The following is a 17,892-nucleotide window of genomic DNA, read 5'->3' on the forward strand; positions in this document are numbered from 1 at the left end:
GAACGTGCAAGTGATCGCCGACCCGCATGGGCGACTGCTGTGGGCATCTCCCGCGCTGCCCGGAGCAGTCCACGACATCAAGGCCGCGCGCACCCACTGGCGCTCATTACGCGCACTCTGTATGAGGGCCGCGATGCTGTCCGCGTCGGCTCGGTCTCGGCGGGGAGCGATGCAGTTGCCGACGGCACGCGACCACCCCGTCCCGTTGCAACGATACCAGCCGAGAAACGGTTCATTGAGTCCTTGCATCTCTTCTCTGAGCTGGCGTTATGGCCAGGTCAAGCGCCATGAACGAGAAGAGCGCGAACCTGGGGAGATGATGGCCACTGCGGTCCAGGCCCAGACGGAGATCTGGGACATGCTCCGGGCCAGGCCGAGCAGCGAAGCACACGTTGAATCACAAGCTCAGCTCAGAGACTGCCGACCGGGGGCGTCGCTGGTGGGCGAGGCGACCGACCTCAGTCCGTCCGCATCACGGCGGACATCGAGGGTCTGGACGCGTGAGACGCGGTGAGGAGAGCGCCGTGGACGGTTGCAGAGGCCGCACGGGTGGCATAGCGGGCGGTGTCCGGAGGCCATGCGTCACGTTCCTGGTGGATCAGGAGGCAGACCGCGCCGTGCACGCCGGCACACAGCAGTCGGGCGGTTTCGGTCGTGCTCTCGACCGGTACTCCGGCGTCGGAACAGGCGGCGACCTTGTTGCGGAAGTAGCGGAAACACGCGTCCTCGTTCTGACGACTGGCCTCGGTGGCCTCGCCGTCCATCACCAGCCGGTACTGGAAGGGATGGCGCAGCCCGAACGCGATGTAGGCGGCGCAGGTTTCGTAGAGCGCCGTCACCGGATCCGCGATCGCCCGGGACACCGCTTCCAACTCGACGAACAGTGAACTCCACACACGCAGGCATGTGGCGTGGACGAGTTCCCGCTTCGAGGCGAAGTGGAGGTAGACGGCGGGCGGGGAGACTCCCGCGCTGGTCGCCACCGCGCGAATGGTAAGAGCGTCGGCGCCACCCTCTTCGAGCAGCTGATCGGCGATGTCGAGCAGCCGGTCACGGAGCAGGCCGCCCTGACCCTTGGCGGCGCGAACGCGGGAGCCGGTCACCGGAAGGGGCCTTCGGGGGAGCGCGACATCAGGACGTCTTCGGTGTGACGGCGGTGACCACCTGGGTCACTCGGGCGCACAGTTCGCCCTCGGCATCGTGCACGTCGACCTCGACGACGGTGTTGCGACCCACCCGCAAGGGACGGGCTGTCGCGACGACGTCGGTGTGTGCCGGCCGGAGGAAGTGCGTGGTCGACTCCACGGTGGCCGGTGCGGCGCCGGCCGGGCCGTTGAGGGCGGCGCACACGGCACCGCTCACATCGGCGAGCCCCATCAACGCGCCTCCATGGAGACCACCGCCCACCGTGGACAGTGAGGGATCGTGCGCCAGCCTGGCTCGAACGCCGGCTGCCGTCATCTCGTCGAACACGAGTCCGAGGGTCTTGGCGTACGGCGCGAGCGCGTAGACGTCTTCGGCTGCAAGTGCGGGCACAGGCTGCTCCGATCTGAGTTAAGGGTGATAAGTTATCGGCGTTAACTCAGGCCGTCAACAAGGCAACGGGGCCGGGCTTGCCCGACCGGGCCGCCCTCGCCGCAGCCCACGTGATCTCGACCCGAAGCGTCAGGTGGGGTACTACGCGGCCCAGCGAGCGGTCGGCCGCACACAGGACGAGGAACACTGCGGCCACGCCGACGAGCACCCAGGCCATGGCGTGCAGTCCGGAACTGGTGGCGCCGTCGCGGAAGAACACGGCGGTCGCCGCCGCCGCGAACAGCGTGCCGATGTACATGAACGTGCGCAGCAGTCCCGCCGACGAACCCATGCGGGCCGGGTCGGCCTGCGCGTACAGGGTGTTCTGGTTGGCCAGTCCGATCAACCCGTGGGGGATGCCGACGACTGCGCTGAGTGCGATGAGCAGCCAGAGCGGACTGTCGGCACGCAGGAGCAACAATGCCGCGCAGCCAAGGCATTGGAAGAGCGCGCCGACACGAGTTTGCCCCGCACCCGGCTGCGGCGTCCCGTGAGCGCGGTGACACCGATAGCCGTCGCCGACAGCGGCAGCAGAAGCAGACCGGCCTGCGGCGCACCGAGTCCCCGGCCCTCCTGGAGCCACTGGCTGTAGCCGTAGAAGAAGGCGTACGACGTGGTGTAGGCGAGGCACTGGCGGGTGAACGTGGCAGGCAGCGGATCCCGCCGAGGACTTGCAGATCTATGAAGGTCGGCGGATGCGGAGTTCGCGGCGGACGAACACACCACCCGCGGCCAGTCCCAGCACCGCCAGATACCAGTGCCCGACTTCCGGGTTCATCAGGAAGAGCATGAACGAGGTCAGCGATCCGGCGAACCACAGCATGCCCGGCACATCGATGCGTGGCGTGGCCTTCTGTCCGGGGGGCGTCGCGCGTGGCAGCCACAGTGCGCCCAGGACGAGGCACATGAGTGACAGCGGTACGTTGATGCCGAAGATCATGAGTGACAGCGGTACGTTGATGCCGAAGATCAGGTGCCAGCCGCCCGCGCCGATCAGCAGGCCACCGAGGGCCGGACCGCGACCGCGATGACCTGGTTGGAGATCGACAGTGCGGCGAGGACGCCGCTCGGGTTCCTCCGGCCGGTGCGCTCGGATTCCGAGGGCAGTAGCGACATGGACGCCGGGCAGGCCGCGGAGGTCGCGAACCCGAGGAGGACGCGGGAGGCGACCAGTACCCACAGGTTCGGAGCGAGTGTGCCGAGCAGTCCGGCGAGACCGGCCAGTGTGGCGTCCAGCAGATAGAGCCGACGTGGACCGAACGCGTCGACGAGCCGGCCGATCACCGGCTGGCCGACGGCGGTCGCGAGGCAGAGGCCGGAGACCAGCCAGGCTGTCTGCGAGGGCGGCACGTCGAAGGCGCGGCCGATGGGGATCAACGCGACCGTGAGCATCGAGGAGTTGATGGGGTTGAGGATCGAGCCCATGATCATCGGTGCGATCAGGCGACGGTCGAAGCCCCCTTCTCCGCCCGGCGTGGTCCGCGTGCGGTTGTCCGAGTCACGCCTGCGCCACCTTGTCGAGCAGGGCCATGGACTGAGGCCGTACGCCCTCGACAGCTGCGAGATCACCGGCGGGGGCGGGGCCGTTCCTGGCGCGGCGGAGCAGGGCGGAACTCCGCGACCGGGACGGTTCCCTCTTCCTGCCCCCGTCCCGGGGCCTCCGGTGGCCTGGGCCGCCGACTCACCGAACACGCCCTCCAGTGCGGCGACCGTGTCACGGCCACGCTCCGCCGTCCGGCAGCCCTGGACGACCTGCGCGAGGCGTACGGCGACCGGTTGACCACCGAGATCCTCGACCTCACCCGGCCGGCCGACGTCCACGAGGTGGTCGGCAGGACGCTCCGGGCCGGACCGGTGGATATCGTGGTCAACAACGCCGGATACGCGGTCGTGGGCGCCGCCGAGGAGATGACCGTCGAGCAGATCCGCGACCAGATCGAGGTCCTCTGCTCGCGCCGATGCTGATCACCCGGGCCTTCCTGAAGCCGATGCGCGAGCAGGGCGGAGGGCGGATCATCCAGATCTCCAGCATGGGCGGCAGGTCGGCACCCCCACCCACAGTTCCTGCCACGCGGGCAAGTGGGGACTGGAAGGCTTCACCGAGAGCGTCAGCCGCGAGGTCCGCGACTTCAACATTCACCTCACCCTGGTCGAACCCGGTGCCACCCGCACCGGCTTCGCTTCGGCCCTGCGCTACACCGCCGAGACAACCCCCTATCGCGACAACGCGGTCGGCCGGACGCGGCGCGCCCTTCAGACCGCCGACGCCGAAGTCTTCACCGGCGACCCGGCCAAGCTCGCCGCCGCCGTCTACGACAGCACGACCCGAACCCGCCCCTGCGCCTCGCCCTCGGTTCCGACACCTACAACGCCGTCCACGCCGCACTCACCGAACGTCTAACCGCACTCGAAACCCAGAAGGATTTCGCGGCATCCGTCGCCTTCACGCACTGAACCGCGAAGCGCGGCCGCCGAGGTCAGGTCATCGTCCTGTCGTGGTGGCCGGGGACGCAGGGTCGGGTCCGTGCCCGGTGTCGTCTCCTTCTGGGGGTTGGACCGGGTCGGCGGGGGAGGCCGGTGCCGGGGTCGTGGGCGGGTTCACCGAGTGTGGGGGAGTGCCGGCCGGTGGGACCGGGTTGTGCGAAGTGCGGTTCGTGACGGCGAACAAGACGCAGGCGATGACCGCGGCCAGACCCAGCAGCACGACGGCGGTCCGGCGAAGGGGTGGGTGCCGCAGCCGGGGCGTGGTGGGGAGGCGGGCAGGCCGCAGATGTCCCGCTTCGACGGTGTCGGCCCGGGCGGCGAGGGCATGGCGCAGGCGTTGTTCGATCGCCTCGTGGCGGATCCGGCTGTCACTCATCGCGAGTTCTCTGCGGGGTGCCGGCGGTGGGAGGGACGGCAGCCCTGTCGGGCGGGGTGGCTGGTCATGGGGCTGTCTCCTGCAGTTGTCTGCCCAGGGCGTCCAGGGCCCGGCTGGCGGTCGACTTGACCGTCCCGCGGGAGATGCCCAGGGTGTCGGCGATCTGCGCCTCGGTGAGGTCCGACCAGTAGCGCAGCACCAGGACTTCGCGTTGTCGGTGGGTGAGGCGCTGCAACGCGTCGATCACTTCCCGGTGCGTCTCGGCGAGCAGCACGCTCTCGTCGGCGGACGGGCACGGGCGTTCACGCTCGGGGACGTAGGCGCGTGCCGTACGGCGTCGACGCAGAACGGAGCGGGCCTTGTTGACCACGCTGGTCCGCAAGTAGGCCTCGGGGTCGTCCAGTTGACCGAGCTGACGGCCGTGGCGGTGCAGGAGGGCGGTGAAGGCGTCCTGCACCACGTCCTCTGCCGTGGGCAGGTCGTCGACCAGGAGCAGCGCCAGTCGCACCAGAGCCAGCCGGCGGTGGTGGTAGAGCTCGCTGAATCCGTGTTCGTCCCCGGCTGCGGCGGTGCTGGGGGAGGGGGCTCGGAGGGGCCTGTCCCAGCCGTCCTTGCGAGTCGTCAGCGAACGCGGAGCGAGTCCGCCCTGTACCAGCCTGCGCAGGCTCTGCCACCAGGTGACCGACGGTGCGGCGGTGGGGATCGTCGCTGTGCTCACGTGTCTCCTGGACGGTTACGGTACGGGTCTGTCCACCCGGAGGCCGGGTGGACAGACCGTGTTGCGGGGCTGAGTCCCGCAGCGTGTGTTCACAGGGTGTTGCCGAACGGACTAGAGCCGATCAGCGAGCCGGCACACTGAGGGAATCACTGGGCCGGAGTTGCGGGCTGCTGTACCGGCTGAGCGGGCTGCTGTACCGGCTGAGCGGGCAGCTGCGCGGGCTGGGCGGGCTTGGCGTCCTTGGGGACGTCCGTCTCCGACCCGGGCGCGTGGGGCCGGGCGGGCTTGGCGTGCCGGGGGACGTCCGTCTCCGAGGTGAGGGCGGGCGTTTCCGACCCGGACACGTAGGGCTTGGCGTGCTTCCCGGCGAAGGTGGACTGCGCGGGGATGGCGGAGTGCGCCTTCTCGGCCTCGGTGGCGTCCGGCGCGGTGCTGTCGGCGTGGGCCGTGAAGGCTCCGCCGAGGGCCAGCGCGGCGCCCATGACGGAAACGCCCAGTGCGGCGCGGACCCGGCCCGGGCGGGGACTGCGGGCAGCGGCGTGACGTACTGACATGTCGGTCCTCGAATCATCGGTGTCGACTTGCTGGGGCGGCCGTCCGGCATGGCCGGCTTGCCATGCGGAGGCCCTGTGCGGGAGGCGCATCCATCTCGACAGACGCCTCAAGGCCCTCGGGGTTGCAGGTGGGGTGACGCCGATGCGTCGGCAATCCAGTGATCTGGATCACTGGGCCCGGGACCGCTCTCACTCGGCGGGGTGGGGACCGGCTGTCACCCGGTCGCCCGCATCGCGTGGACCGGTCCGTCGCGGTCGGACAAGCGCACTCCCCGGCCACCGTGCCGGTCGGCGACGATCTCGGCAGCGATGGAGACGGCCGTCTCCGCGGCGGAGTGCCCGCCGAGGTCGAGCCCCACAGGGGAGGACAACCGCGCCAGGGCGAGCGGGGTGACGCCGGCCTGCCGCAGGGCCGCCGTGCGGCGCTGATGAGTGCGACGCGAGCCCAGCGCGCCCACGTACCCGACATCCAGCCCGAGCGCGGTCTCCAGCAGGGGGATGTCGAACTTCGGGTCGTGACTGAAGGACACGACCACCGTCCGTGCGTCCACCCGCCCGGCCGCGGCCTCGTCGGCCAGGTACTGGTCGGGCCGGGCCACGACCACTTCGTCGGCGTCCGGGAAGCGGTCGGCTGTGGTGAAGACCTGGCGGGCATCGCACACGGTGACCCGATACCCCAGTGTCCGGCCGATCGACGCGAGGGCCGAGGCGAAGTCTCCGGCGCCGAACAGCAACATCCGCGGAGGTGGCGACAGGGAGCGTACGAAGACGCGGATGCTTCCGGTGTCATAGCTCAACAGTGCGTTGTCACCACACCGCAGCAAGGCCCGTGCGCCGTCCAGCAGGTCCGGTGGGGTGTGCCGCGGGCGCAGGCTGCCGCGGTGGTCATCGCCGCGCAGGACCACATGGGTGCCGACGGCCTCCGGGCGCGGATGGTGCACCACGGTGGCGACGGCTGTGGGGATGCCGGCCCGCACGGCCTCCCTCACCTCGCCGAGTTCGGGGAAGGTGCGGATGCCGACGGGTTCGACGAAGATCTCCAGCGTGCCGCCGCAGGTGAGGCCGACGGCAAAGGCGTCGTCGTCACTGATGCCGTACGTCACCTGCTGGGGGCTGCCGTTCTCGATGACCTCACGGGCCCGTTCGAGTACGTCGCCCTCCACGCAGCCGCCGGACACGGAGCCCACCACCCGCCCCTGGGGGGTGAGCAGCATGGCTGACCCGGCCGGGCGCGGGGCGGAGCCGAAGGTGCGCACCACAGTCGCCAGGCCCGAGGTCTCGCCGGAGGACCAGGCCTCGTACAGTGCGTCCCAGACGCCGTCGCGGCCGGTCACAGCAGCTTGTCCTGGGTGAGGGGAAGGTCGCGCACGCGCTTGCCCGTGGCGTGGAAGACGGCGTTGGCGATGGCGGCGGTGACCCCGGTCATGGGGGTCTCGCCGAAGCCGCGGGCGCCGAGGGCGTCGCTGGCCGGGTCGGGCTCGTCGACGAACTGCACCTGGATGTCGGGGACATCGGCGTTGACCGGTATCAGGTAGCCGGAGAGGTTCGGATTGACTATCCGTGCCGTCGCGGGGTCGACGAGGGTGTGCTCGAAGAGCGTGAAACCGATGCCCCAGATCACGCCGCCCAGGACCTGGCTGCGAGCCGTCTTGCGGTTGAGGACGGTGCCCGGGTCGTAGCAGCCTGCCACGCGGGTCACCCGGACCCGGCCGAGCAGAGGGTCGACGCGGACCTCGACGAAGACGGCGCCGGTCGAGTAGCCGAGCGGGGTGTTGACCGGTTCGACCTGGAAGACCAAGGGCTTGCCGCCGTGGCCGACCACCGAGCGGTAGCTCACGCGGGCCCGCGGGTCGGCGGTGTCGAAGAGATGGCCGTCGGCGGTGTCCACGCGCTCGGCGGGGACGCCGCGCAGCGGGGAGCCCGCCTGCGCCACGGCCAGGTCGATGACGGCCCGGCGTGCGGCGGTGCACACGCGGTTGACGGCGCTGCCGACGCCGGGCGCGGTGGTGGAGGCGCCGGAGGCGTAACTGAAGGGGAAGGCGCTGTCGCCGAGTTCGAAGGTCACGTGGGAGACGGGCACGCCGAGCACCTCTCCCGCGATCTGCGTCATGACGGTGTACGTGCCGGTGCCGTTGTCCTGGGTGCCGACCTGGATGAGTACCTTGCCGTCGGTGCCCAGCGTCATACGGGCCCCGGCCCCCGGCCTGCCGCCCGCGGTGTGCGCGGAGGTCGCCATGCCCCAGCCGACGAGTTCACCGCCCTCGCGCATCGAGCGGGGGCGCGGATCGCGCCGGGACCAGCCGAACATCGACGCGCCGCGGCGGTAGCACTCACGCAGGTGATTGCTGCCCCACGCCTCACCGTTCTCCATGTTCCGCGCACTCCAGTTACGCACCCGCAACTCGACCGGGTCCATGCCCAGGGCGTACGCGAGTTCGTCGAGCCCCGCTTCCTGGGCGTGACCGACGCACGCTTCCGGGGAGCGCATGAAGCTCTGGGTGGGCAGATCCAGCCGCACGGCGTGCTGTGCGTTGGACAGGTGAGGGATGTCGTACAGCATGCGGATCGGCTCACTGCTGTTGAACAGCGCGACGTCGTCGCGGGTGACTTGCTGGGTGATGACATGGTTCAGCGCGGTGATACGGCCGTCCCGGCGGGCGCCGAGCTCGATCGTCTGGTGCGTCTGGGCGCGGTGCCCGTTGGAGGTGTACATCTGCGCACGGGACAGCACGAGCTTGACCGGGCGGCCCAGGGCGCGAGCGGCGGCACAGGTCAGGATGGTGTGCGGCCAGATCGGCCCCTTGGAGCCGAAGCCGCCGCCGAGGTAGCGGGAGACGACCCGGACATCGGCGAGGGGAACGCCCAGCGCCTGGCTGACGACCTGCCGGGTGCCGTCCACTCCCTGCGTGGTCTCGTACACCGTCACCTTCGGGCCTTCCCACGCGGCCGTGGTGGCGTGCGGCTCGATGGGGTTGTGGTGGTGCATGGGGACCGAGTACTGCGCCTTGATCCGGACGTCCGCCCGGGCCATGCCGGCCGCCGCGTCGCCGCGCCGGAAGGTGTTGGGGCCGTCCGGCCCGTCGGGCGGCTGGAACACCTCGCCCTTGGCCAGTTCGCCCGCGGGCGTGCCCGACTCCTCGTAGGCCACCTCGATCAGTTCCGCCGCCCGCTGTGCCTGTTCCAGGGTCTGCGCGACCACGAAGGCGACGGGCTGGCCGGCGTGGTGGATCTCCGGTGTCTGGACGGGGATGAAGGGCTTGAAGAACGCACGGTAAGTCGGCTGCGTCAGACGCGGCATGGTCTCGTGGGTGTAGACGGCGAGGACGCCGCGCACCGCTTCGGCCGCACGGGTGTCGATCCGGATGATCCGGCCCCGTGCGATCGTGCTCATCGCCATCACCGCGTGGACCAGACGGGGGAGCCTCACGTCGGCGGTGTACTCGGCAGCGCCGGTCACCTTCAGCCGGGACTCGACGCGGGACAGCGGACGGCCGACGACATCGGTGCTCATCGGGAACCTCCATGGAAACGGCCGAGCACGTCCTGGAGCGCGCGCTGCACCAGCTCGATCTTGAACTCGTTGTCCTTGCGCGGCCGTGCGTCCCGGACCAGAACGCGTCCGGCCGCGGCGATGCTCCGCTCGCTCAGCACCCGGCCCCGCAGGACGGCTTCGACCTCGGAGGTGCGCCAGGGACGGGTGGCGACACCGCCGAAGGCGAGGCGGGCCTCCTCGACGGTGCGGCCCTTCAGACGCAACACGGCGGCGACGGACACGACCGCGAACTCGAAGGTGGCGCGGTCGCGGACCTTCAGGTAGCGCTGACGGCTGTCCGGGGCCGGCAACGGCACCTCGACCGCGGTGATGAGCTCGCCGTGCCGCAGGGCGTTCTCGATGTGCGGTGTGTCATCCGGCGCGCGGTAGAAGTCGGCCATGGTGACGGTCCGCGTGCCGTCCGGGCCGACGGTGTGGAGGGTGGCGTCCAGGACGCGCAAGGCGACCGCCAGGTCGGAAGGGTGGACGGCGATGCAGTGGTCGCTGCCGCCGAGGATCGCGTGCCAGCGGTTGCGGCCCTCCAGTGCGGCACAGCCGCTTCCTGGTGCGCGTTTGTTGCAGGCGAAGTCCTCACCGCGGAAGTACCAACAGCGGGTGCGCTGGAGCAGGTTGCCTCCGATCGAGGCCATGTTGCGTACCTGCGGGGAGGCCCCGGCGAGCAGTGCCTGGGACAGCACGGGCAGTCGCTTGCGCACCACCGGATGCAGGGCCACGTCCGCCATCCTGGCCAGGGCGCCGATGCGCAGCGTGTTCCCTGACGCCTCGATGTCATGAAGCGGCAGGCGGTTGATGTCGACGACCAGGCCGTGCTCCTCGGCACCGTCCTTCATCAGGTTCAGCAGATCCGTGCCGCCGGCGACGAACGCGGCGTCGGAGCTGCGGGCCACGAGCTGTACGGCCTCAGCGGCCCGGGTGGGGCGAGCGTAGGCGAAGTCCCTCATCGACGCCCCGCCTTCGCCGCGTCGGCCACCGCGTCGACGATGTTCGGGTAGCAGCTGCACCGGCACAGGTTGCCGCTCATCCACTCCCGTATCTCATCCTCGGAATCGGCGTGGCCTTCCTCGATGCAGGCCACCGCGGACATGATCTGTCCCGGAGTGCAGATGCCGCACTGGAATGCGTCACGGCGGACGAACGCCTCCTGCACCGGGTGGAGTTGCCCTCCCCGGGCGAGTCCCTCGATGGTGGTGATGGCACGGCCTTCCGCCATCATGGCCAGAGTCAGGCAGGATGTGGTGCGCCGACCGTCGACGAGCACCGTGCAGGCACCGCACTCGCCGCGGTCGCAGCCCTTCTTGGTGCCGGTGAGTCCGGCGTGCTCGCGCAGCGCGTCCAGCAGGGTGACGCGGGCCTCGACTCCCGGAAGCCTGTGCTCGGCGCCGTTGACGGTGAGCGTGAGGTCGCCGGCCGTCCGAGGCTGTGCCGCTTGCACGGTGGCGCGCTGTGCTGCGGCCGGTTCCGTTCCCGACAGGGGAACCATCACCGCGGCCGCTGCCACGCCCCCCGATTTCAATACGCTGCGCCTGCTGTGTTGGGACATGGAGTTACTCCTTGTGAATCCCGGGTCGGCGAGATGAAGCGAGCCTGACGCGCGAGGAATCCAGTCGTCCAACGCAAAAAATGCATGCTGGCCATGCGTCGCACGCATGACGCGTCCGGGAAGCAGGAACCTTTATGCGTAGCCTGCATGGAAATTCCTAGGCTGTCGCCATGTCACATCTGCGGAACGCGGATCTGAACCTGCTGGAAGCGCTCGCGGTGCTGCTCGAAGAACGGCATGTGACGCGAGCCGCCGACCGTTTCCACCTGAGCCAGCCGGCGATGAGTCGTGTCCTGCACCGGCTCAGAGAGACGTTCGGCGACGAACTCCTGGTGCGCACACGCGGCGGGTACGAACCCACCCCTCGGGGCCAGCAGATCCAGTCGGAGCTTGCCGAGCTCCTCCCGCGCCTCGAAACGCTGCTGCGCGGAGACGCCTTCGATCCCGCCACGGCGAACGGCCACTTCCGCGTCCTCTGCACCGACTTCGCCACGTCGCTGTTCGGCCCGACCCTCTTCCCCCGCTTCCTCCGCGAGGCTCCCGGTATCTCGCTGACCGTGGCGCCGCTGACTGACCAGTCCTTCGCCGATGTCGAGCAGGGCCGCGCGGACCTGATCATCTCCGGTGTCGTGGCACCGCGTGCGCTCCGGTGGGAGACGCTGTTCGAGGAGGACTTCGCCTGCCTGCTGCCCCGCGACCATCCCGTGTCCGGCGATCAGGTCACCATGGACGACTTCATCGCGTACCCCCACGTGGTCGTCGACGTCCTGGGCCTGGGCCAGGCCATGGTCGAGCGCAGACTCGACGAGTACGGACTGCGCCGTCCCGTGGGACTGCGCGTGCCCTTCTTCTCCGCGGCGGCGGCCGCGCTGCCGGGCACCGAACTGATGGCCGCCCTCCCGCGCCGTGCCGTCCTCGCGTACGCCGATGACCCGGCCTACCGCGTCGCCGCAGCACCGAAGGAACTCGCGCCCTTTCCCTACGGCATCGCCTGGCATCCCCGTGTCGACGGCGACCCCGCGCACCAGTGGCTGCGGCGAGTGATGCGGGAGACCGCCGGCCAAGTGGCCGGGCGTGGGCCGCTCGAAGAGGACGACGTTCCGGAGTCGGCTGATCGTTGAGGCACCGCCGGGCAGCAGTGCCGGCAGCCTGTGGCGGAGCAGGGCGAGGTACGGCGGTTCCCCGGCGCGTTGCACGGCGTGCGACCGAGAACGCGTACCTCAGGCGATCTTCGTGGCTCCGGCGTCGGACCGGCCAGTTCGCGCCGATCGCGCTCGGCATGGTCGGGGAGGCCAGAAGCAACACCGGCCGGGCGATCTCGGTGGGGTCGATCAGGGTTTCGGTGAGCATCCCGTTCTGCTTCGGCAGGGCCGCCACCAGCGTGTCGTGGTCGGTGCCCATGCTGTCGGCCAGTTGCGCACGAATCCGTCCTTGCTCGTGATCATGTGCGTGCGCGTCGCCGACGGTGACACCGCGTTGACCCGTACTCCGGTGGGCGCCACGCGCTCGGCCACCTGCCGGGTGAAGGCGTTCAGGGCGGCCTTGGCGACGGAGTAGGGCTCCGCACGGCCGCGTGGAGGTTGAGGGCGAACCCGGCTTCCCAGATGGCGTCTCCGCCGTTAAGCGGGTCGCCGAGGGCCTCCTGCGGCATGTCACCGCCGCCGGCGTTGTTGATCAGCACGTCGAGCCTGCGGTCGGCGGCCAGCACGGTGTCGACCCACCGAGTCGTATTTCACGGTATGGGGCACCCGGGCTGACGGCCTGGGTGGATTTTACGCACCTACGGTCCATAGGGTTCGAGTCTGACCCGCGCGAAGGGCCTGCCATAAACCGTATTTGAGCCGAAGCACGATAGGCGTCACACAGGCAGGCTTGTTGTCACCGGGACCACTCCTTCAGCGCAGGGTGATTCTCGCGGCGACCGGCAGATGGTCGCTGCCGGTGGCGGGCAGGGTCCGGATGTGGGCGACGGTTGTCGAGCGGGCCATGACCTGGTCGATCCGGGCCAGCGGGAAGGCGGTGGGGAAGCTGAGGGCGAAGCCCCGCTCTGCCACGTTCATCCGTGAGGTCAGCGGGGCCAGCCCGCGGTCCTCGACCGTGCCATTGAGGTCGCCCAGCAGAATCACCGTTTTCAACGGCTCGGCGGCGATGGCCTTGCCGAGCAAGCCGGCGCTCTCGTCGCGCCAGGAGGATGCCAGGCCGCTTGCTCGGACGCGGACCGAGGGCAGGTGCGCGACGTACGCCGCGATATCGCCGTGCGGCGTCTTGACCACGGTCCGCAGCCCGCGACTCCAGGGCTCCGCGATTCCCTCCGGCTTGATGTCCAGTAGCCAGACATCGGTGAGCGGATGCTTCGACCACAGTCCGACGGTGCCCCGGACCGCGCGGTACGGGTAGTCCGCAGCGAGTGTCTTCTCGTAGATCGGCAGCGCCGGAGGCACCAGCTCCTGCAGCGCGATGAGATCGGGCTCGGCGTCGGACAGGGCACGGGCCGTGCCCGCCGGGTCGGTGTTCTCGTCGCTGACGTTGTGCTGCACCACGACCAGGTCGTGCAAGCCGGACTTCGCCACGGGCAGGAGCAGCCCACCGAAGAGATACGTCCAGGCCGCCACGGGCAGGAGCAGGGCCACCAGTGCGGTGGCTGAACGGCGCAGCAGGGCCAGGCCGAGCAGCGCCAGGACGACCATGCCGAGCCACGGCAGGAATGTTTCCAGTAAACTGCCCAGTCGGCCCGCGACGTTGGGCACCGCCCGGTGGAACGCCAGCAGCCCGGCCGTCAGCACCGCGAACGCGGCCAGCACCTGTCCCCGCATCCAGGCCCACTGGCGCCTTGCATCCCCCTTACCGGCGTCGCCCGGACGCCCCTGTCCGGCCCAGCACCGCGCCAACCGGGGCACTGCTGCCTTTCCCGTCGACGTCTTACCGTTGACTGCTCGCTCCACCTGGCTTCCCATCCGCTCGGCTCGTTGCGCAAGACGAATCGCCAGCTGAATCAGTTTCCGTTTCGGTCGTAAGCGCGTGCTGTGTCCTCCGCCCGTGCTCCTGCGAGCTGAGGGTGACAGTAGCGTGCTATGCGGTGACAACCACCGTGCCTCGCCGCCGCAGAACGGCAGGTCGTCCGATCTCGTGGGTGACAGTCATCGTGCCTCGGCTCAGCTGTGGCTCAGCGCTTCAGTTGGCCACTGAGCACGATAGTTGGCCATCAGAGCCCTCAGCGAGTGCACGCTTCCCCTGTGCGTCAGCGGGCCGGGGGAGCCGGAGCGCGAGAGCTGAAGTTGGTGGGCGGGGTCTGGGCCGAGATGGAGCGGTTGTCAGAGGAGATGCTGTTCCGCTGACCGGTCTCCCGCGCAAGCGCGTGGCCAAATGGAACGCCTTGAGTCCGTGGCCGCTGCCCAGCGTCTGCATCGGCACGTCGATCTACTGCTGGCGGGCTGATGAGCTGCGGGGATCCCGGCTGCCGTTTGGTTCTTGTCGCTGGAGCCATTGCTGGGTCCGGTGCCGTCCCTGGATCTTTCGGGGATCGACTGGGTGATCGTCGGCGGCGAGAGCGGCTCGGCCCACCGGCCGCTGGACCTGGCCTGGGTCCGCGACATTCGAGACCGGTGTGTCGATCTTCGGGTCCGCTCTGTTCTTCAAGCAGGTCGGTGGGCTGACCCCGAAGGCCGGCGGCCGTCTGCTCGATGACCGGACCTGGGATGAGTATCCCGCCTCGGTTGGCCGTGGTGGAGTGTGACCCAGATGCGCGTGTGAGGAAGAGGGAGCAGTGGTCCCGGTTATGAGGTCCCTGAGCGTTCTTACTCGGCCGGGCCTTGTCTCGGTGATGCACGGACGTGCGCGCGTTCGCCTTGTTTCCCGATGAGACTCAGGTACTCAACGGGGCCAGCGCTGGTGGCCCCGAACCAGTGCGGGGTGCGTGTGTCGAACTCCGCGGCTTCCCCGGACTTGAGGATGAGGTCGTGTTCCCCGAGTACGAGGCGGAGCGTTCCGTTCAGGACATAGACCCAGTCGTAGCCCTCGTGGGTGCGTAGGTCGGGTTCGGCATCGTCGTTTCCAGCCGGGAGGATGAACTTGTAGGCCTGGATTCCCCCGGGCCTACGGGTCAGAGGCAGGATGACGGAGCCATCGCTGCAGGGGATGGGACGCAGATTGATGCGTGGGTCGCCGGTCGGCGGCGCATCGACGAGCTCGTCGAGTGTGACCCCGTAGGCGCGAGCAAGCGGAAGCAGCTGCTCGAGCGTGGGGCGCCGCAGGCCCGCCTCGAGCCGGGACAGGGTGCTGGTGGAGATGCCCGTCTCCGCTGCGAGGTCGGCGAGCGTGATGCCCCGATGCAGCCGAAGGCGTTTCAGCCTCGGTCCGACAGCATCCAGAGTGCGGTCAATGGCTTCATCCATCCCGTCATTTTGCCATTCGGCAACAATGTTTGCGTATCCGCCCTGTCTCTCGGCACCGTGAAGAACGAACCGAGAAACGCACCCGCAGAGGGGTGTTGCGAACGAGGAGGGCGATTTGTGACGCACGGATTCGACAAGGACTTCTGGGAGCGGCACTGGCAACTAGCTGGGGCCCCCGGATCCATGGGCGGCAACCCGCCGAACCCGTACCTCGCTCGTGAGACCAGCAGCCTGACACCGGGCACGGCGCTGGATGCGGGGTGTGGCGGCGGTGCCGAGGCGATCTGGCTTGCCTCCCACGGCTGGCACGTCACCGCAGCCGACATCTCGTCCAAGGCCCTTGCACGCGCTGCCGAGCGGGCGGCGACGAGCGGGGCTCCCGAGCACTTGCAATGGGTTGAGGCGGATCTAGGCGTCTGGAGGCCAAACGCGCAGTTCGACCTGGTCATGACCCACTACGCCCACCCGGCGATGCCCCAGCTGGAGTTCTACGACCGCATCGCCGGATGGGTGGCCCCCGGCGGCACGCTCCTCATCGTGGCGCACCTGCACACCTCGGGCTCCACCGGCCACGGGCACCAACCTCCTGCCGAAGCGTCGGCCACCTCGGCGGCCATCACCGCGCGGCTGGACGGCATGGAGTGGGAGATCGTCACCGCCGAAGAGCACCACCGCACGCTCACCGGCCCCGGGGGCCGAGCCGTCCCCCTCCACGACATCGTCGTGCGCGCCACCCGACGCTGGTAATCACACCCGTCCTCCAGCGCCAGGGCCCGCTGCCCCGCGCCGCTTTCCCCTGCCTTCTCTTGAAAGGAATCCCATGAGTACGAACCGGCCCTCAGACGCGCAGGATCCCGACCCGACCATCCAAGACCCACGACAACGACGGACCATCCTGGTCGGGGTCTGCATCGCACTCATGGCTGTCATCGCTTCGGTGTCCGGACTGAATGTCGCCCAGCCGGAGCTCACCGTCGCGTTCGACGCCTCGCAAGCCGAGGTCTTGTGGTTCATCAACATCTACACCATCAGTCTGGCCGCGTTGCTTCTGCCGCTCGGCGCGATGGGTGACCGGTGGGGCCGCAGGCCGGTGCTGCTCGCGGGCCTGCTCGTCTTCGGAACAGCGAGTGCGGCGGCCGGCCTTGCCACGTCGTCCGAGATCATGCTCGCTGCGCGGTTGCTGAGCGGAGTGGGCGCAGCGATGATCATGCCGGTCACTCTGGCCGTCATCACCTCGACCTTCCCGGACGAGGAGCGCTCCAAGGCGATCGGCGTGTGGACCGGCGTCGCCGGTGGTGGAGGCATCTTGGGGATGTACCTGTCGGCCGTCCTGGTCGACCTGGCGAGCTGGAGGTGGCTCTTCGTCCTGCCGGTCGTGCTCGTCGTCGTCGCCATCGTCATGGCGCTGCGATCCATCCCGAACTCGCGCGAGGTGTCAAAGTACGGGGTCGATGCCGTCGGTTCGCTGTCGTCCGTGGTCGCGGCGGTCGGGCTCGTCTTCTTTCTCCACGAGGGCCCCCAGCGAGGCTGGACCGCGCCCGCGACGCTACTGAGCCTCCTCGTCGGCGTCATCGCCGCTGTCGGATTCGTGGCATGGGAGCTGCGCCGACAGGCTCCACTCCTCGACGTCCGCCTGTTCCGTGAGCGAGGTCTCGCGAGCGGCTCCGTGTCGCTCTTGACAGTCTTCGGCGTGCAGGCAGGGATCTTCGTGGTCCTCTTCCCGTACTTCCAGGCGGTGCTCGGCTGGTCCGGCCTTCGCTCCACCCTGGCGCTCATGCCGATGGCGCTGCTGATGATGTTCGCCTCCGGCCTTGCCCCGCAGGCAGCCGCGCGCTTCGGCAGCCGCTCGACGATGGCCTCAGGAATCTTCCTGGGCGGAGCCGGACTCGTCCTCATGGCCACCTTCGTCTCCGTCGACGGCGGGTACCTCTCAATCCTCCCCGGCATGCTCGCGATGGGACTCGGGATGGGTTTGACGATGACACCCTCCACCGAGGCCATCACCACCGCCTTGCCGCGTGAACGTCAAGGTGTCGCTTCCGCGCTCAACGACGTCACCCGGGAGTTCGGCACCGCGCTCGGTGTCGCGCTGCTCGGAGCGGTGCTGACCTCCGGCTACCGCGGCGCCATCGACTCCCGGCTCGACGGAGTGCCGGGCGACGCCGCCGACACCGCCCGCGAGGGCGTCGCCAACGCCCTCGCGGCCGCCGACGGGGCCGGCCCCCAGGCGCAGGCGCTGACCCGAGCCGCCCGGGAGTCCTTCGTCGACGGCTGGCAGCAGGCCATGTGGGCAGGCGCAGTAGTCATGGCGATTCTGCTCGTCTACGTTCTCGCGCGAGGTCCGCAGCAACGGCCCCAGGGTTCCGGTGGCAACAGCCATGACTTCAACGATGTAGTCGCCGACGCGCGCTGACTCACCGAGACGAAGACCTTCACCGATCCCAGGCTTTGCGCAGCTGTCGTCGATCGGCTCACCTTCAACGGCACCATCATCCAGACCGGCACCGAGTCTTAGAAGCTGTTGTCTTTCCGATCTTGAGAGATGCGCGTCGAACGGGAGTCTCGATCGGGTGGCCGCGGGGTGCTTGGCGCATACGAGTAGGGCCTCCTGAACAGCTCGTTGGTGTCGAATCACCGAGCAACAACAGGAGGCCCCGGTGCCGCAGTCTTCCGTGTCGATGGCCGGGCGGTCCAGTTCGGT

The 17,892-nt window shown here is 69.3% G+C and carries 17 protein-coding genes and 3 pseudogenes; 7 read left to right on the forward strand and 13 right to left on the reverse strand.

All coding sequences use genetic code 11. From position 1 onward, the window contains the following. A pseudogene (locus ACYVMZ_RS38200) lies at positions 1-97 on the forward strand (IS5/IS1182 family transposase); the annotation flags it as partial. A gap of 361 nt (positions 98-458) precedes the next feature. On the opposite strand, the gene ACYVMZ_RS38205 reads toward ACYVMZ_RS38200, so the two are convergent. The 3 genes and pseudogenes from ACYVMZ_RS38205 to ACYVMZ_RS38215 all read right to left on the reverse strand — a co-directional run bounded on the left by ACYVMZ_RS38205 (position 459) and on the right by ACYVMZ_RS38215 (position 3,006). Continuing rightward, on the reverse strand, positions 459-1,103 hold the full coding sequence (locus tag ACYVMZ_RS38205) for a TetR/AcrR family transcriptional regulator (RefSeq protein ID WP_461087741.1): 645 nt from the start codon (positions 1,101-1,103) through the stop codon (positions 459-461). A 28-nt stretch (positions 1,104-1,131) separates the two neighbouring features. Continuing rightward, positions 1,132-1,536: a PaaI family thioesterase gene (locus ACYVMZ_RS38210; RefSeq protein ID WP_461087744.1), complete on the reverse strand. Its 405-nt coding sequence runs from the start codon at positions 1,534-1,536 to the stop codon at positions 1,132-1,134. Positions 1,537-1,582: 46 nt separating this feature from the next. Further along, positions 1,583-3,006, reverse strand: a pseudogene (locus ACYVMZ_RS38215) (MFS transporter). A 237-nt stretch (positions 3,007-3,243) separates the two neighbouring features. Here ACYVMZ_RS38215 and ACYVMZ_RS38220 point away from each other — a divergent pair. Then, positions 3,244-3,540 carry an SDR family NAD(P)-dependent oxidoreductase gene (locus ACYVMZ_RS38220; protein WP_461087773.1) on the forward strand — a complete coding sequence of 99 codons (297 nt, stop codon included), beginning with the start codon at positions 3,244-3,246 and terminating at the stop codon, positions 3,538-3,540. A 959-nt stretch (positions 3,541-4,499) separates the two neighbouring features. On the opposite strand, the gene ACYVMZ_RS38225 is transcribed toward ACYVMZ_RS38220, so the two are convergent. From ACYVMZ_RS38225 to ACYVMZ_RS38250, 6 genes are all read right to left on the reverse strand, one after another. Continuing rightward, a complete protein-coding gene (locus tag ACYVMZ_RS38225) occupies positions 4,500-5,153 on the reverse strand; it encodes a SigE family RNA polymerase sigma factor (protein ID WP_461087746.1) in 654 nt (217 codons plus the stop codon). 146 nt (positions 5,154-5,299) lie between these two features. Beyond that, on the reverse strand, positions 5,300-5,707 hold the full coding sequence (locus ACYVMZ_RS38230; protein ID WP_461087748.1) for a hypothetical protein: 408 nt from the start codon (positions 5,705-5,707) through the stop codon (positions 5,300-5,302). 215 nt (positions 5,708-5,922) lie between these two features. Further along, a complete protein-coding gene (locus ACYVMZ_RS38235; RefSeq protein ID WP_461087750.1) occupies positions 5,923-7,041 on the reverse strand; it encodes an XdhC family protein in 1,119 nt (372 codons plus the stop codon). Next, a complete protein-coding gene (locus ACYVMZ_RS38240) occupies positions 7,038-9,218 on the reverse strand; it encodes a xanthine dehydrogenase family protein molybdopterin-binding subunit (RefSeq protein WP_461087752.1) in 2,181 nt (726 codons plus the stop codon). Before ACYVMZ_RS38240 ends, ACYVMZ_RS38235 begins: the two co-directional genes overlap by 4 nt. Further along, positions 9,215-10,201 carry an FAD binding domain-containing protein gene (locus tag ACYVMZ_RS38245; protein WP_461087754.1) on the reverse strand — a complete coding sequence of 329 codons (987 nt, stop codon included), beginning with the start codon at positions 10,199-10,201 and terminating at the stop codon, positions 9,215-9,217. The genes ACYVMZ_RS38240 and ACYVMZ_RS38245 overlap by 4 nt, the downstream gene beginning before the upstream one ends. Further along, positions 10,198-10,908 (reverse strand): (2Fe-2S)-binding protein, encoded by a 711-nt coding sequence (locus tag ACYVMZ_RS38250; protein WP_461087756.1) that lies wholly within the window; start codon positions 10,906-10,908, stop codon positions 10,198-10,200. Before ACYVMZ_RS38250 ends, ACYVMZ_RS38245 begins: the two co-directional genes overlap by 4 nt. A gap of 62 nt (positions 10,909-10,970) precedes the next feature. Between ACYVMZ_RS38250 and ACYVMZ_RS38255 the strand changes: the two genes are divergently transcribed. Further along, complete coding sequence (locus ACYVMZ_RS38255; RefSeq protein ID WP_461087758.1) at positions 10,971-11,921, forward strand: LysR family transcriptional regulator; 951 nt, start codon at positions 10,971-10,973, stop codon at positions 11,919-11,921. 210 nt (positions 11,922-12,131) lie between these two features. Here the strand turns inward: ACYVMZ_RS38255 and ACYVMZ_RS38260 are convergent, their stop codons facing one another. The 3 genes from ACYVMZ_RS38260 to ACYVMZ_RS38270 form a co-directional block, all read right to left on the reverse strand. Beyond that, positions 12,132-12,314 (reverse strand): hypothetical protein, encoded by a 183-nt coding sequence (locus tag ACYVMZ_RS38260; RefSeq protein ID WP_461087760.1) that lies wholly within the window; start codon positions 12,312-12,314, stop codon positions 12,132-12,134. A gap of 17 nt (positions 12,315-12,331) precedes the next feature. Next, positions 12,332-12,508 carry a hypothetical protein gene (locus ACYVMZ_RS38265; protein ID WP_461087762.1) on the reverse strand — a complete coding sequence of 59 codons (177 nt, stop codon included), beginning with the start codon at positions 12,506-12,508 and terminating at the stop codon, positions 12,332-12,334. A 187-nt stretch (positions 12,509-12,695) separates the two neighbouring features. Beyond that, on the reverse strand, positions 12,696-13,613 hold the full coding sequence (locus tag ACYVMZ_RS38270) for an endonuclease/exonuclease/phosphatase family protein (protein ID WP_461087764.1): 918 nt from the start codon (positions 13,611-13,613) through the stop codon (positions 12,696-12,698). A 682-nt stretch (positions 13,614-14,295) separates the two neighbouring features. On the opposite strand from ACYVMZ_RS38270, the gene ACYVMZ_RS38275 reads away from it, so the two are divergent. After that, the gene (locus ACYVMZ_RS38275) at positions 14,296-14,484 is read left to right on the forward strand and encodes a DUF5131 family protein (RefSeq protein WP_461087775.1); all 189 of its coding nucleotides are present in this window, start codon (positions 14,296-14,298) and stop codon (positions 14,482-14,484) included. Between the two features lie 110 nt (positions 14,485-14,594). On the opposite strand, the gene ACYVMZ_RS38280 is transcribed toward ACYVMZ_RS38275, so the two are convergent. Further along, positions 14,595-15,191: a helix-turn-helix domain-containing protein gene (locus ACYVMZ_RS38280; RefSeq protein WP_461087766.1), complete on the reverse strand. Its 597-nt coding sequence runs from the start codon at positions 15,189-15,191 to the stop codon at positions 14,595-14,597. Between the two features lie 117 nt (positions 15,192-15,308). Here ACYVMZ_RS38280 and ACYVMZ_RS38285 point away from each other — a divergent pair, with 117 nt between their 5' ends. From ACYVMZ_RS38285 to ACYVMZ_RS38295, 3 genes and pseudogenes are all read left to right on the forward strand, one after another. Continuing rightward, positions 15,309-15,938, forward strand: coding sequence for a class I SAM-dependent methyltransferase (locus ACYVMZ_RS38285; RefSeq protein ID WP_461087768.1), 630 nt, complete (start codon positions 15,309-15,311; stop codon positions 15,936-15,938). A gap of 73 nt (positions 15,939-16,011) precedes the next feature. Then, positions 16,012-17,604 carry an MFS transporter gene (locus ACYVMZ_RS38290; protein ID WP_461087771.1) on the forward strand — a complete coding sequence of 531 codons (1,593 nt, stop codon included), beginning with the start codon at positions 16,012-16,014 and terminating at the stop codon, positions 17,602-17,604. Positions 17,605-17,613: 9 nt separating this feature from the next. After that, positions 17,614-17,706: pseudogene (locus tag ACYVMZ_RS38295) on the forward strand (IS21-like element helper ATPase IstB); the annotation flags it as partial. Between the last annotated feature and the right edge of the window lie 186 nt (positions 17,707-17,892).

Source organism: Streptomyces deserti, assembly GCF_054782695.1.